This is a genomic window from Frankia sp. CoBUL1 (assembly GCF_978021245.1).
The window spans coordinates 24,521-38,163 of record NZ_CDXDOS010000009.1 but is presented as its reverse complement, the minus strand read 5'-3'; the positions used below and the strand labels follow the sequence as shown (position 1 = coordinate 38,163).

Here is a 13,643-nt window from a genome sequence, read left to right as displayed (position 1 = left end):
CTCCCGCTAGGAGCCGATGCCGGCGCCGGTGGGAGCGGTGGTCCCGACCGGCCCGGCGGGCGTGGGGACCTCGGCGCCGGCCGCCGCGAGCGTGGGCGCCGCGCCCGGTGCCGGCCGTGGGTGCCGGGAGCTCAGGGCGAGCCAGAGCCGCAGCGCGGCGACCCACATCACGGTCGCCCCGATCATGTGCAGGGTGACGAGGAGAGCGGGAACGCCGAGGAAGTACTGGGTGAATCCGATCGCGGCCTGCGCGAGGACGGTCCCGACCAGGGCGAGGGAGGTCCGCCTGGCCTCGTCGGGGGCCCCGGCGACGCGCACCGCGAACGCCATGGCCGCGGCGAGCCCGACCAGCAGCATCGCGCCGTCGGCGTGCAGTTGGGAGACGTTGACGAGGTCGAACCCGAAGCGGGCCGGATGATCGCTGTCACCGCTGTGCGGCCCGGCGCCGGTCACGACCGTGCCGAGGACGAGCACCCCCGCCGAGACGACCACCAGCAGGCGCGCCAGCCACTGCAGCGCGGGACCGACCTCCGGGGTCGGCGCACCCGCGTCCTGGCGGGCCCGGTGGTCCAGCAGGACCGCGTTCCACAGCAGGACCATGGAGAGCAGGAAATGGGCGGCGACGGTCGCCGGGTGCAGCTTCGTCAGGACGGTGATCCCGCCGAGCACGGCCTGCCCGAGGAAACCCACCCAGAGGCCGAAGGACAGCAGTCGAAGATCGCGCCGCCGTCCGCCCCGCAGGCGGAGCGCGACCAGCGGGGTGATCAGCGTCACGAGGCCGACCACCAGGCCGACGACCCGGTTGCCGAACTCGATCGCTCCGTGCAGGGCGTATTCCGAGTGCGGCACGAACGAGCCGTCCCCGCACTGCGGCCAGGTCGGGCAGCCGAGGCCGGAGCCGGTCAGGCGGACCACGCCACCACTCACCACGATCAGTGACAGCAAGACCACGTTGAGCGTGGTGAGGAGCCGGAAGGCGCGAAGGCTGATCAGCGGCAAACTCCGACGCTCTGTAGAAGCTGGCACGACTGCCATGGTAACGCCCTGTCCGGCGCAGGCCGCTCGGATCCTTCTCCGTTGGTCGGATGGTGCCTGCCGGTCGGATGGTGCCTGCCGGTCGGACGGTGCCCGGTGACCGGACGGTCGCGGTGTCGGCTCTCCTCCCTGTCGGCTCTACTCCCAACGGAAGGTGCGGGCGGCGAGCGCCAGACTCGCCACCGCCCAGGCCACGAGCACGATCAGGGGGCGTGCCCCCGGACCGTCGCCCTCTGCCAGGACGGCCCGCAGCCCGTCCGACAGCGCCGCGGTCGGCAGCGCCTCGGCGACCGCCCGCAGCCAGCCGGGAAGCTGCGACAGCGGGAACACCACCCCGCCGATCAGCAGCAGCACCAGGTAGACGCCGTTGGCGGCGGCGAGCGTCGCCTCGGCCCGCAGGGCTCCGGCCATCAGCAGGCCGAGCCCCGAGAACGCGGCTGTGCCCAGGACGAGTAGCGCCAGCACCGCCGGAACCCCGACCGGCCCGCCGGTCGGGTCCCAGCCCAGCGCGAATCCGACCGCCACCAGGAGCACCAGCTGGATGACCTCGACGGCGAGCACCGCCAACGTCTTGCCGGCGAGCAGGACCACGCGCGGCAGCGGGGTCGCCCCGAGGCGTTTGAGTACGCCGTAGGAGCGTTCGAAGCCCGTCGCGATCGCCTGCCCGGTGAAGGCGGTCGACATCACGGCCAGCGCGAGCACCCCGGGAACGAGGAAGTCCACCGGCCGCTCGGTGGAGCTCGGCAGCACGTCGACGGCGGTGAAGAAGGCCAGCAGACCGACCGGGATGATCAGGGTGAGCAGGACGGACTCGCCGCGCCGCAGGGTGAGTACCAGCTCGAGCCTGGTCTGTGCCGCCAGCATCCGGGCCCGCGACGCGGGCGCCGGAGCCGGGCGCAGATCGAGCAGCGGGACACCGGTCATGAGCGCAGCTCCGATCCGGTCATTTCCACGAAGACGTCCTCCAGCGTGCGTTGTTCGACCCGGAGATCCTCCGCCAGGATGCCGTTACCCGCGCACCAAGCGGTCACCGCGGCGAGCAGCTGCGGGTCGACCGTGCCCTGCACCAGGTAGTGCCCGGCCGGGCCCTCCCGCGCGGTGGTGCCGTCGGGCAGCGCGAGCAGCAGCCGGCCGAGATCCAGCCCGGCGGGGGCCCGGAAGCGCAGCTGCCCCTCGGCGCCGCCCCGGGTGAGCTCCGCGGGGGAGCCGACCGCCACCACCCTGCCGTGGTCGACGATGATCACCTGATCGGCGAGCCGTTCTGCCTCGTCCATGGCGTGGGTGGTCAGCACGACGGTGACCCCGGCCGTGCGCAGCTCCTCGACGAGCTCCCAGGTGTCCCGCCGGCCCTGGACGTCCAACCCGGCCGTCGGCTCGTCGAGGAAGACCAGCTCCGGGCGGCCGACCACGGCCATCGCCAGCGACAGCCGCTGCTGCTGGCCGCCGGAGAGCCGGCGGAACGGGGTACCGGCGGACCCGGTCAGCCCGAGCCGGTCCAACAGCGCCGCGGGATCCAGCGGGTGGCGGTAGTGCGAGGCGACGAGGCGCAGCATCTCGCCGGCGCGGGCGCCGGGATACATCCCCCCGGACTGCAGCATCACCCCGACCCGGGGGCGCAGGGCAACGGCGTCCGCCCAGGGGTCGAGCCCGAGGACCCGCACCTCGCCCGCGTCGGCGCGGCGGAATCCCTCGCAGATCTCCACGGTGGTTGTCTTGCCGGCGCCGTTCGGCCCGAGTAGCGCCGTGACCGTGCCGGTCGGGACGGTAAGTGACAGTTCGTCCAGGGCGCGTATCCGACCATCGGGCGTCGTCGGCGGTCGAGCGGCGTCGCCGGAAGGGACCGGCGGCGCCGGGGGCGCCTGGCGCACAGGGGGCGTAGGGGACGGCGTAGGGGACGTGGAGAACGCCGCGGGACCGCGCCCGGCCCGACCGGTGCGGGTCCGCCGCCCGGACCCGTGAGGACGACGACCGGAACGCGGGGAAGCGGACCGCGAGGAATACGTCTTCACGAGGTCCGTGACACTGACTGCCAGGATCTCGGCCACCTTGCGATCCTACGGACATCGCGGGTCGGGCGGAGGGCCGGTCCGCCCCGGCACGAGGCCTTCGGCCGGGTGGAACGGGCACCACCGGGCGGCCGCGCCCTGGTCCCGTTGCTAGCCCCGTTGCTGCGGCGGGCGGACGGGCAGCGCCCGGCGGCGCCCGCCGACCGCCACCGGCTCGCCTGGCTCCACCAGCGCTCCCCAGGCGCCCAGCCGCTCGTACAGCATCGCCGGTGTGGTGCTGTAGAGCCGGGACAACGACTGCAGGTCGGAGCGACGCAGCCGCAGGACGTCGCGTGAGCTGTCCGACCGCAGGACCTGCACGATGGCGATCCAGCGCCGTAGCGGCCCGGTGCGGGTCGGGGGCAGCTTGCGCAGCCGGCGCAGGTCGATGACCAGCGGTGGCAGATGGTCGGTCTCGCGGCGATCGGCGGCCGGCGGTACCAGCAGCGTCGCGGGAACGTCGTACAGCTCGGCGAGCTCGACCAGTCGATGCACGCGCAGGGTCCTAGAGCCTCGCTCATAGGCGCCCAGGGTCCCAGCAGTCCACCGGCCATGCGTGCGCTCCTGGACGTCCAGCAGCGACAAGCCACGCCGGTTGCGCGCCGCGCGAAGCCGGCGGCCGAGCTCCAGGGCGTAGTCCGCCTCGGTCACGGTCTCCGTCCGGGTCAGGGTCGACAGGAGACGCCAACCGCCCCCTGTGACAGATTGTCAGGCCCCGGTCCGTCTGGCAGCCGGTTCGACCAAGAAGCCGCGAGGGAACGTGGCCCTGGCGTGGTCCCGTGGTCGCGGGGCGCAATCCGGGAATCGCGAGAGTGTTTTTCCGGCCGCGTCGGCCCGGTCGGCCCGGTCGGCCCGGTCCCGGGCCCGGTCCACGGCGCGCAGCCATCGCCGGTAGGATCGGTCCCGCTCGGCCCGGGACAGCCGCGGCCGGTACCGTTCGGCGCTGCGCCGATGCCCGGCGAGCTCCTCACGGTCGGCGAAGAACCCGGTCGCGAGCCCCGCGAGGTAGGCCGAACCGAGCGCAGTCGTCTCGATGTTGTCCGGGACGCCGAGCAGATCGGCCTGGAACTGCATGAGCCAGCGGTTGCGGGCGGCCCCGCCGTCGGCCCGCAGCTCGCGCACGGGGAAGCCCGCGGCGCCCATCGCCTCGACGACGTCCCGGGTGCGGTAGGCGATGCCCTCGAGCACCGCGCGGACGACGTGCGCCCGGGTGGTCCCCCGGGTGATCCCGAGCAGTGCGCCGCGGGCGCGGGGATCCCAGTGGGGGGCGCCGAGGCCGGCGAGTGCCGGGACGAAGTAGACGCCGTCGTTGCCGGTCAGGGAGGCGGCCAGGCCGGCGGTCTCGGCGGCGTCCCGGATGATCCCCAGGGAGTCCCGCAGCCAGGCGATGGCGGCACCGGTGGACAGGACCGCCCCCTCCAGCGCGTACCGCACCGGTTCGCCGTCGAGCTGGAACGCCGCGGTCCGCAGCAGCGTCGACTGCGGTGCCGGCAGGGCCGAGCCGGTGTTCACCAGCACGAAGGAACCGGTGCCGTAGGTGTTCTTGGCCTGCCCGGGTTCGAAGCAGCCCTGGGCGAACAGAGCGGCCTGCTGGTCGCCGATCACGGCCGCCACCGGGATCCGCACGCCGAGGAAGGCATCCGGATCGGTCTCGGCGTAGATCCGCGAGCTCGGCGCGACGGCGGGCAGCACCTCGGCGGGAACGCCCAGCAGGTCGAGCATCTCCGGGGACCAGCTCGCGGCGGCGAGGTCGAGCAGCAGGGTGCGGGATGCGTTCGTGACGTCGGTGACGTGCGCGGCCCCGGCGGTCAGCTTCCAGACCAGCCAGGAATCGACGGTGCCGAAGGCGATCTCCCCCCGACCGGCGCGCCGGCGCAGCCCGGGGTCGTCGTCCAGAATCCAGCCGATCTTGGTGCCGGAGAAGTAGGGGTCGAGCACCAGCCCGGTGTGTTCCCCCACCGCACCCGCGTGCCCCTCGGCGGTGAGGCGTTCGCAGACCGCGGCCGTCCGCCGGTCCTGCCACCCGATGGCCGGGTGGACCGGGGCGGAGGTCCGCCGGTCCCACAGCACGGTGGTCTCGCGCTGGTTGGTGATGCCGAGGGCGGCGAGCTCCCCGGCCCGGCGACCGCAGCCGACCAGGGCCGCGGTGACGGTGTCGACGACGCTGCGCCAGAGCTCGTCCGGATCCTGCTCGACCCACCCCGGCCGGGGGAACCCGGGCCGGATCTCGGTGTAGCCGCGGCCGACGACCACCCCGTCCCGGTCGAGCAGGCAGACCATGGTCCCGGTGGTCCCCTGGTCGACCGCCGCCACCAGGGATCCGCGTGCCGGCACGCTCATCTCGTTCCTCCCGCCCACGGGTCCGCTGACGCATGGTTAAGGACGCATGGTAAGGACGCATGGTAGGGGAGCGATGCACGGTAAGGAGAGGGACGCGGGGGAGGAAAGAAGGGGTAGGTAAGGCGGACCCGGCGTGCCGGGAACGGCGGCTCAGCCGAGGTTGGACAGGTCGACGACGTCGCCGGGCGGGGTGCCGGTCGCGGGCGTCCCGTAATCGTCGAAGGTGATCTCGTTGGTGGAGCGGCCGGCGACGACCACCTTCAACGGATAGCCGGGCCCGGTGTTGGCCGCCCAGAAGGCTGTTCCGTCGGGGCCCGCGGCCCGGACGGCCTGGGTGCCGGCCAGCTTCTCGGTCCGCACCGGGCCGGACAGCCCGACGACGTAGCTGGTCAGCGACGCGGCGAGCCGGTCGAGGGTGAAGTAGCTGTACTTCGCGGCGTCGGCGGGGGCCAGGCGGACCCAGCGGTCGGCGAGGAGGTTCCCGGCCGCGGCGTCACCGGTCCCCTCGTAGTAGGCGCGGCCGCGGCGGACGTAGGTGTCGTCTTTGATCTTGAAGATCTGGGTCCGCTGACCGTACTCGTCAATGGTGCCGCGGGTGACCGTGCCGGACATCACCAGGTCGTAACCGGCGGGGGCGTCCGAGCGCGGGTCGGCCTCGGTGCCGACGACGTGGACGCCGGTCGCGGTGCGCAACGCCTGCAGGGTGCGCGTGCCGACCTCGCCGGCAGGCAGCTTCTCCAGCCCGTTGCTCTTCTCCCCGCCGCCACTGCAGGCCGTCGAGGCCGCGAGCAGGAAAGTCAGTCCGAGGGAGAGCAGCGCCCGCCGGACCCCGCCGCGCCACAGTTGTGATCGCATCCGCCCGTCGCCTCCCGCCTGGGATCGTCTCCGGGTCGGTGGCGGCCGGGCGCGACCGCGCGTCGCGACCGTCGGCCCGCTGGTGTGCCGACCTGGTGTGCCGACCTGGTGTGCCGACCTGGTGGGCGCGCAGGTATGGCAGTGGGCGCAAGTCTGGCATTCCGCCGCCTGCGGTCGCCGGTCGGGTACGGCCCGTGGGTATCCGTTGTGTGCTCACGTCCGGCGGATGTGATCTGCGTCATGGCTGTGGCGAAGATCGCCCCATTGGGCTGTAGTTCCGGCGACCCCAGTTCGACTGCGCCCAGGAAATAAGGCACACTGGCGTTGTGAAATACGACCACGACGGGACGAGCGGGACGGCGGACGGCCGTACCCGCGACCGGGTCGTGCGTCTGCTCCTGGAGGGCGGCTCGGCCACGGCGGCCGAGCTGTCCCGTCAGCTCGGGGTCTCCCCGGCGGCTATCCGCAGGCATCTCGATGCCATGGTCGCGGATGGCATCATCACGCCCACGGAGAGCCGGTCCCGGGGGCCGCGTGGCCGGGGACGCCCGGCCCGGCGTTACGCGCTCACCGAAGCCGGCCATCAGGCCGGTCCCAACGCCTACTCCGATCTCGCGGCCGGTGCGCTGCACTTCCTGGCCGAGGTGGGTGGCGCGAGCGCGGTCACCCAGTTCGCCGATACCCGCGCCGTCGACCTGGAGCGGCGGGTGCGCGAGGCGGTCGTGGCGGCGGAGCCGGCGGATCGCCCGGCGGCGCTCGCCGAGGCGATGACCGCCGCCGGGTACACCGCCAGCGTCTCCGAACTGCCCACCGGTCTGCAGATCTGCCAGCATCACTGCCCGGTCCAGTTCGTCGCGGAGCGCTTCCCGGCGTTGTGCGACGCTGAGACCGCGGTGCTGGCCCGCGTGCTCGGCACCCACGTGCAGCGCCTGGCGACGATCGCGCATGGCGACGGCGTCTGCACGACCCACATCCCCGCGGGTCACCCGCCCGCGGATCACGCTGCCGTGAGCCACACCGCCGCGGATCATCCGCCCGCGGGCACGGCGCCCGGCACGGCTTCGCGTGCCCGGTCCGATCGGAACGGGTCCGATCAGAGCGGGTCCGGGAAGGACGGCTCCGCTCGGGTGCTGCCCGATTCCGCCGTGGCCGGATCCGGCCCGGCTCGGCCCGCGTCCCTGGCCTGTCCACCATCCTCGTCTTCGGAGGGTTTCGCCCTATGACCACCTCTGCCGAGACCGCCCTGGAAGGCCTTGGTTCCTATCGGTTCGGATGGGCTGACACCGACGCCTACGCCGCCGACGTGGAGCGCGGCCTGTCCGAGGCGGTTGTCCGCGGCATCTCGGCCAAGAAGTCCGAGCCGTCGTGGATGACCGACCTGCGCCTCAAGGGGCTGCGGCTGTTCGAGCGCAAGCCTATGCCGACCTGGGGTGCCGACCTGTCGGGCATCGACTTCGACAACATCAAGTACTTCGTCCGCTCCACCGAGAAGCAGGCCGAGGAGTGGGAGGACCTACCCGAGGACATCCGGGCGACCTACGACCGGCTCGGCATTCCCGAGGCGGAGAAGCAGCGCCTCATTGCCGGGGTCGCCGCCCAGTACGAGTCCGAGGTCGTCTACCACAAGATCCGGGAGGACCTCGAGGAGCAGGGTGTCGTCTTCCTGGACACCGACTCCGGACTGCGTGAGCATCCGGAGCTGTTCCAGGAGTACTTCGGTTCGGTGATCCCGGTCGGGGACAACAAGTTCGCCGCGCTGAACACGGCGGTGTGGTCGGGCGGATCCTTCATCTACGTGCCGCCGGGCGTGCAGGTCGAGATCCCGCTGCAGGCCTACTTCCGGATCAACACCGAGAACATGGGCCAGTTCGAGCGGACGCTGATCATCGTCGACGAGGGCGCCTACGTGCACTACATCGAGGGCTGCACGGCGCCGGTCTACTCCTCGGACTCGTTGCACTCGGCGGTCGTCGAAATCGTCGTGAAGAAGAACGCGCGCTGCCGGTACACGACCATCCAGAACTGGTCGAACAACGTCTACAACCTGGTCACCAAGCGCGCCGCCTGCCACGAGGGCGGCACCATGGAGTGGATCGACGGCAACATCGGTTCCAAGGTGACGATGAAGTACCCGGCCGTGTGGCTGCTCGGCGAGCACGCCAAGGGCGAGGTGCTCTCCATCGCCTTCGCCGGTGCCGGTCAGCACCAGGACGCGGGCGCGAAGATGGTGCACGCCGCGCCCCGCACCTCCTCGACGATCGTCTCCAAGTCGGTGGCCCGCGGCGGCGGGCGGACGTCCTACCGCGGGCTCGTCCAGATCAACGAGGGCTCGTCGGCCTCCCGCTCGACGGTCAAGTGCGACGCGTTGCTCGTCGACACGGTGAGCCGCTCGGACACCTACCCCTACGTTGACGTGCGCGAGGACGACGCCTCCATCGGGCACGAGGCGAGCGTCTCCAAGGTCGGCGAGGACCAGCTGTTCTACCTGATGAGCCGGGGTCTGTCCGAGGAGGAGGCGATGGCGATGGTCGTGCGCGGCTTCGTCGAGCCGATCGCCCGGGAGCTGCCCATGGAGTACGCCCTCGAGCTCAACCGCCTCATCGAGCTGCAGATGGAAGGTGCGGTCGGCTGATGGTCGTCATCGACGCCACCGGTCGGCCCCCGGCCGCCTCCGGTGCCGTACCCCGTCCCGTACGGTCCCGTAACCCGCTCGACCACGCCGTGCCCACCGGACGCGAGGAGGCGTGGCGGTTCACCCCGCTGCGCCGGCTGCGCGGACTGCCGACCGGCCCCGAGGCCGACGGCAAGGTCTCCGTGTCGGTCACCGCGCCCGCGGGGGTCGAGGTGGAGCAGCTCGCCGCCGCCGACGCCCGGATCGGTCGGGTGCTGACCCCGGCCGACCGGGTGGCCGCCTTCGCCCTGACCCGGTCGGCGGGCGCGCTCGCCGTCACCGTCCCGGCCGAGGCCGCGCTCACCGAGCCGGTGGTCGTGCACCTGCATGGTGAGAGCCCCAGGTCCCCGGCCGGGTTCGTCGCGACGAGCGGCGACGGCGGGCGGCGCGGCTCCCCGGGCGGGGTGGCCTACGGTCACGTCCTCGTCGAAGTGGGCCCGTTCGCGTCCGCCACCGTGGTGCTCGACCACACCGGCAGCGCCACCTACGCCGGCAACGTCGAGGTGTACGTGGGGCACGGCGCCTCGCTCACCTTCATCACCCTGCAGGACTGGGACGACGACGCCGTGCACCTCGGCGCGCACGCCTACTCGCTGGGGCGCGACGCTCGGCTGCGCTCGTTCACCATCACCCTCGGCGGTGACCTGGTGCGGCTCAACCCGACCGTGGACTACCGCGGGCCCGGCGGCGACGCCGAGCTCTACGGCGTGTTCTTCACCGACGCCGGCCAGCACCAGGAGCACCGGCTGCTCGTCACGCACGAGCCGCGTTCCTGCCGCAGCCGGGTCACCTACAAGGGCGCGCTGCGCGGGGACGCCGCCCACGCGGTGTGGATCGGCGACGTCCTCATCGGCGCCGACGCCGTGGGCACGGACACCTACGAGCTCAACCGCAATCTCGTGCTCACCGACGGCGCGCGGGCCGACTCGGTCCCGAACCTGGAGATCCTCACCGGTGAGGTCGCCGGTGCCGGTCACGCCAGTGCCACCGGCCGGTTCGATGACGAGGCGCTGTTCTACCTGCAGTCGCGGGGGATCTCGCCCGAGGAGGCCCGCCGGCTCGTGGTGCACGGTTTCTTCGCCGAGATCATCGACCGGATCGGCGTGCCGGAGCTGCGGGAACGCATCATGATCAAGATCGTCGGCGAGCTGTCGGCCGACCTCCCGGACGAGGCTGCGGAGCCGTCGTCGGCGGAGTTGTCGGTGGAGGTGGGCGGATGACGACCGCGACCGGCGGTTCTGCCGCGGGCAGCTCCTCGGTCGCCCCGCGGTGGCACCGGGTGTGTGCCGCCGCGGACCTCGCCGAGGGCACCGCGATCGGCACCGAGATCGAGGGTGTGCCGGTGTGCGTGGTGCGGTCGGGCGGGGCGGTCTACGCCGTGCGTGACGAGTGCTCGCACGCCGACGTGATGCTCTCCCAGGGCGAGGCCGAGGACGGCAAGATCGAGTGTTGGCTGCACGGGTCCCAGTTCGACCTGGCCAGCGGCGTCCCGCTGAGCCTGCCGGCGATTGAGCCGGTGCCCACGTACGCAGTGACCATCGACGGCGACGACGTGCTCGTCGACGTCACACATTCGAACCCGGAACGAGGGTGACGGCAGCGGTGTCCACACTGGAGATCCGCAATCTGCATGTCTCGGTGGAGACGGACGGCGAGGGCACGCGCGAGATCCTGCGCGGGGTGGACCTGACCGTCCGCAAGGGCGAGACGCACGCGATTATGGGGCCGAACGGGTCGGGCAAGTCGACGCTGTCCTATTCGATCGCGGGCCATCCCAAGTACACGGTCACCGAGGGCAGCATCACGCTCGACGGCGAGGACGTCCTCGCGATGAGCGTCGACGCCCGGGCCCGGGCCGGGATCTTCCTGGCGATGCAGTACCCGGTGGAGATCCCCGGGGTCTCGGTGTCGAACTTCCTGCGCTCCTCGGTCACGGCCGTGCGCGGCGAGGCGCCGAAGCTGCGGACCTGGGTCAAGGAGGTCAAGACCTCCATGGCCGCGCTCGAGATGGACCCGGCGTTCGCCGAGCGCAACGTCAACGAGGGCTTCTCCGGCGGCGAGAAGAAGCGCCACGAGATCCTGCAGATGGCGTTGCTCAAGCCGAAGATCGCCGTGCTGGACGAGACCGACTCCGGCCTCGACGTCGACGCGCTGCGCATCGTCTCCGCAGGTATCGAGTCGGTGCGGGCCAAGGGGGAGACGGGCATCCTGCTCATCACCCACTACACCCGCATCCTGCGCTACATCCGTCCCAAGTTCGTCCACGTCATGGCGGCGGGGCGGATCGTCGACGAGGGCGGCCCGGAACTGGCCGCCGTGCTGGAGGAGTCCGGCTACGACCGCTACGTCAAGGGTGGCGGTGCGGCCACGCCGGCCGGCGTGGGAGTGGCGTCATGACGCTGACCGACGCGGCCGTGCGCCCGGGGTCCGGACCCCGGCTCGTCGGCGGGTTCGACGTCGAGCAGGTCCGCCGGGACTTCCCGGTCCTAGCCCGCACGGTGCACGGCGACCGGCCGCTGGTCTACCTCGACAGCGCCGCCACCTCGCAGAAGCCGCTAGCGGTGCTCGACGCCGAGCGGACCTACTACGAGCTGCACAACGCCAACGTGCACCGCGGCATCCACGTGCTGGCCGAGGAGGCCACCGGGCTGTATGAGGCCTCCCGGGACAAAGTCGCCGCCTTCATCGGGGCTGGCGACCGCCGGGAGGTGGTGTTCACCAAGAACTCCTCGGAGGCGCTGAACCTCGTCGCCTACGCGATGAGCAACGCCGGGGCCGCCGGCGCCGAGGCGGAGCGGTTCCGGGTCGGCCCGGGTGACGAGATCGTCGTCACCGAGATGGAGCATCACTCCAATCTCGTGCCGTGGCAGATGCTGGCCCGGCGCACCGGGGCGACGCTGCGCTGGATCGGGCTGACCGACGACGGCCGGCTCGACCTGAGCAACCTCGATTCGATTATCACCGAGCGGGCGAAGGTCGTCGCCTTCGTCCACCAGTCGAACATTCTCGGCACGATCAACCCGGTCGCGCAGGTGGTGGCGCGGGCCCGCGAGGTCGGCGCGCTGACCGTGCTCGACGGCTCCCAGTCGGTGCCGCACAACCCGGTCGACGTCACCGAGCTCGGGGTGGACTTCCTGGCCTTCACCGGGCACAAGATGTGCGCGCCCACCGGGGTCGGGGTGCTCTGGGGACGCTACGAGCTGCTCGAGGTCATGCCGCCCTTCCTCGGCGGCGGCGAGATGATCGAGCTTGTCACCATGGAGGGCTCGACCTACGCGGCGCCGCCGCACCGGTTCGAGGCCGGCACCCCGATGATTGCCCAGGTGGTCGGGCTCGGCGCGGCCGTCGACTACCTGACCGCGCTCGGCATGCCGGCCGTCGCCGAGCACGAGCACGCGGTGACGGCCTACGCGCTGGACGCCTTCGCCGAGGTGCCGGGGTTGCGGATCATCGGTCCGCCGACGGCGGACGCCCGCGGCGGGGCGATCTCCTTCGTGCTGCACGAGGACGACGGCCGGCCGATCCATCCCCACGACGTCGGACAGATCCTCGACGAGCGCGGCATCGCCGTGCGGGTCGGGCACCACTGCGCCCGGCCGGTCTGCCTGCGGTTCGGGGTACCTGCGACGACCCGCGCGTCGTTCCACCTCTACACGACGACCGGCGAGATCGACGCCCTGGTGGAAGGACTGCACGGGGTCCGGAGGTTCTTTCTGAGGTGAAACTCGACTCCATGTACCAGGAGATCATCCTGGACCACTACCGCAACCCGCTCCACCGGGGGCTGCGGGATCCCTTCGATGCCGAAGTGCACCACGTCAACCCGACCTGCGGCGACGAGGTGACCCTGCGGGTGAAGGTCTCGGACGGGGTCGTCGAGGACGTCTCCTACGAGAGCGAGGGCTGTTCGATCAGTCAGGCGTCGGCGAGCGTCATGAGCGACCTCGTGATCGGCAAGTCGGTCGACGCGGCGCTGAAGCTCGAACGCGAGTTCCTGGCGCTGATGCAGTCGCGGGGCACCATCGAGGGTGACGAGGACGTGCTGGAGGACGCCGTGGCGTTCGCCGGCGTCTCCAAGTACCCCGCCCGGGTGAAATGTGCCCTGCTGTCCTGGATGGCGTGGAAGGACGCGACCGCCAAGGCGATGGATCCGAGCGTTGCCGTCGCCGGCGCATCCACCTCTGTCGCGTACCCCCGCGTCGCCCCCCTCGACGTACCCGAGCAGGAGAAGCCATGAGCGAGACGGTGACCGAGACGCGCTCGGCCGCGACGGGAGAAACCGCCGAGGCGGCGGATCAGCCCGCCGGGGTCCCGAAGCCGGTGCTGGACCCGGACCCGACGGGACCGGGCGCCCCGCCGGAGCTCGCCAGCTTCGAGGACATCGAGGAGGCGATGCGCGACGTCGTCGACCCGGAACTCGGCATCAACGTCGTCGACCTCGGCCTCGTCTACGGCATCCACGTCGCCGACGACAACACCGTCACCCTCGACATGACGCTGACCTCGGCGGCCTGCCCGCTCACCGACGTCATCGAGGACCAGACCCGCTCCGCCCTGGTCGACGGCCCGGACGGGCTGGCCGCGGACGTGACCATCAACTGGGTCTGGATGCCGCCGTGGGGGCCGGACAAGATCACCGACGACGGTCGCGAGCAGCTGCGCGCGCTCGGCTTCAACGTCTGACGGCCCCCGGCCCA

The 13,643-nt window shown here is 72.0% G+C and carries 14 protein-coding genes; 8 read left to right on the top strand and 6 right to left on the bottom strand.

Annotated features, from left to right (window positions below; genetic code table 11):
• Positions 1–6: 6 nt before the first annotated feature.
• The 6 genes from AC08OX_RS02195 to AC08OX_RS02170 form a co-directional block, all read right to left on the bottom strand.
• Entirely contained in the window at positions 7–1,035 is a 1,029-nt protein-coding gene (locus tag AC08OX_RS02195) for a COX15/CtaA family protein (RefSeq protein WP_476606254.1), read from the bottom strand.
• A gap of 138 nt (positions 1,036–1,173) precedes the next feature.
• A complete protein-coding gene (locus tag AC08OX_RS02190) occupies positions 1,174–1,959 on the bottom strand; it encodes an ABC transporter permease (RefSeq protein WP_476606253.1) in 786 nt (261 codons plus the stop codon).
• Positions 1,956–3,080: an ABC transporter ATP-binding protein gene (locus AC08OX_RS02185; RefSeq protein ID WP_476606252.1), complete on the bottom strand. Its 1,125-nt coding sequence runs from the start codon at positions 3,078–3,080 to the stop codon at positions 1,956–1,958. The genes AC08OX_RS02190 and AC08OX_RS02185 overlap by 4 nt, the downstream gene beginning before the upstream one ends.
• Positions 3,081–3,191: 111 nt before the next feature.
• Complete coding sequence (locus tag AC08OX_RS02180) at positions 3,192–3,731, bottom strand: transcriptional regulator (protein WP_023841558.1); 540 nt, start codon at positions 3,729–3,731, stop codon at positions 3,192–3,194.
• A 57-nt stretch (positions 3,732–3,788) separates the two neighbouring features.
• On the bottom strand, positions 3,789–5,420 hold the full coding sequence (glpK, locus tag AC08OX_RS02175) for a glycerol kinase GlpK (protein ID WP_476606251.1): 1,632 nt from the start codon (positions 5,418–5,420) through the stop codon (positions 3,789–3,791).
• 150 nt (positions 5,421–5,570) lie between these two features.
• The gene (locus AC08OX_RS02170; protein WP_476606250.1) at positions 5,571–6,275 is read right to left on the bottom strand and encodes a hypothetical protein; all 705 of its coding nucleotides are present in this window, start codon (positions 6,273–6,275) and stop codon (positions 5,571–5,573) included.
• Positions 6,276–6,601: 326 nt separating this feature from the next.
• Here AC08OX_RS02170 and AC08OX_RS02165 point away from each other — a divergent pair, with 326 nt between their 5' ends.
• The 8 genes from AC08OX_RS02165 to AC08OX_RS02130 are packed head-to-tail and all read left to right on the top strand — an operon-like array spanning position 6,602 to position 13,629.
• Complete coding sequence (locus AC08OX_RS02165) at positions 6,602–7,498, top strand: helix-turn-helix transcriptional regulator (RefSeq protein ID WP_476606249.1); 897 nt, start codon at positions 6,602–6,604, stop codon at positions 7,496–7,498.
• On the top strand, positions 7,495–8,907 hold the full coding sequence (gene sufB / locus AC08OX_RS02160) for a Fe-S cluster assembly protein SufB (protein ID WP_476606248.1): 1,413 nt from the start codon (positions 7,495–7,497) through the stop codon (positions 8,905–8,907). Before AC08OX_RS02165 ends, sufB begins: the two co-directional genes overlap by 4 nt.
• Positions 8,907–10,166 carry a Fe-S cluster assembly protein SufD gene (gene sufD / locus AC08OX_RS02155; RefSeq protein WP_476606247.1) on the top strand — a complete coding sequence of 420 codons (1,260 nt, stop codon included), beginning with the start codon at positions 8,907–8,909 and terminating at the stop codon, positions 10,164–10,166. The genes sufB and sufD overlap by 1 nt, the downstream gene beginning before the upstream one ends.
• The gene (locus AC08OX_RS02150; protein WP_476606246.1) at positions 10,163–10,540 is read left to right on the top strand and encodes a non-heme iron oxygenase ferredoxin subunit; all 378 of its coding nucleotides are present in this window, start codon (positions 10,163–10,165) and stop codon (positions 10,538–10,540) included. Before sufD ends, AC08OX_RS02150 begins: the two co-directional genes overlap by 4 nt.
• Before the next feature lie 8 nt (positions 10,541–10,548).
• Positions 10,549–11,343 (top strand): Fe-S cluster assembly ATPase SufC, encoded by a 795-nt coding sequence (sufC, locus tag AC08OX_RS02145; RefSeq protein ID WP_476606245.1) that lies wholly within the window; start codon positions 10,549–10,551, stop codon positions 11,341–11,343.
• A complete protein-coding gene (locus tag AC08OX_RS02140) occupies positions 11,340–12,668 on the top strand; it encodes a cysteine desulfurase (protein ID WP_476606244.1) in 1,329 nt (442 codons plus the stop codon). Before sufC ends, AC08OX_RS02140 begins: the two co-directional genes overlap by 4 nt.
• Positions 12,665–13,183: a Fe-S cluster assembly sulfur transfer protein SufU gene (sufU, locus tag AC08OX_RS02135; RefSeq protein ID WP_011436104.1), complete on the top strand. Its 519-nt coding sequence runs from the start codon at positions 12,665–12,667 to the stop codon at positions 13,181–13,183. Before AC08OX_RS02140 ends, sufU begins: the two co-directional genes overlap by 4 nt.
• A complete protein-coding gene (locus AC08OX_RS02130) occupies positions 13,180–13,629 on the top strand; it encodes a metal-sulfur cluster assembly factor (protein ID WP_476606243.1) in 450 nt (149 codons plus the stop codon). The genes sufU and AC08OX_RS02130 overlap by 4 nt, the downstream gene beginning before the upstream one ends.
• Positions 13,630–13,643 lie beyond the last annotated feature (14 nt).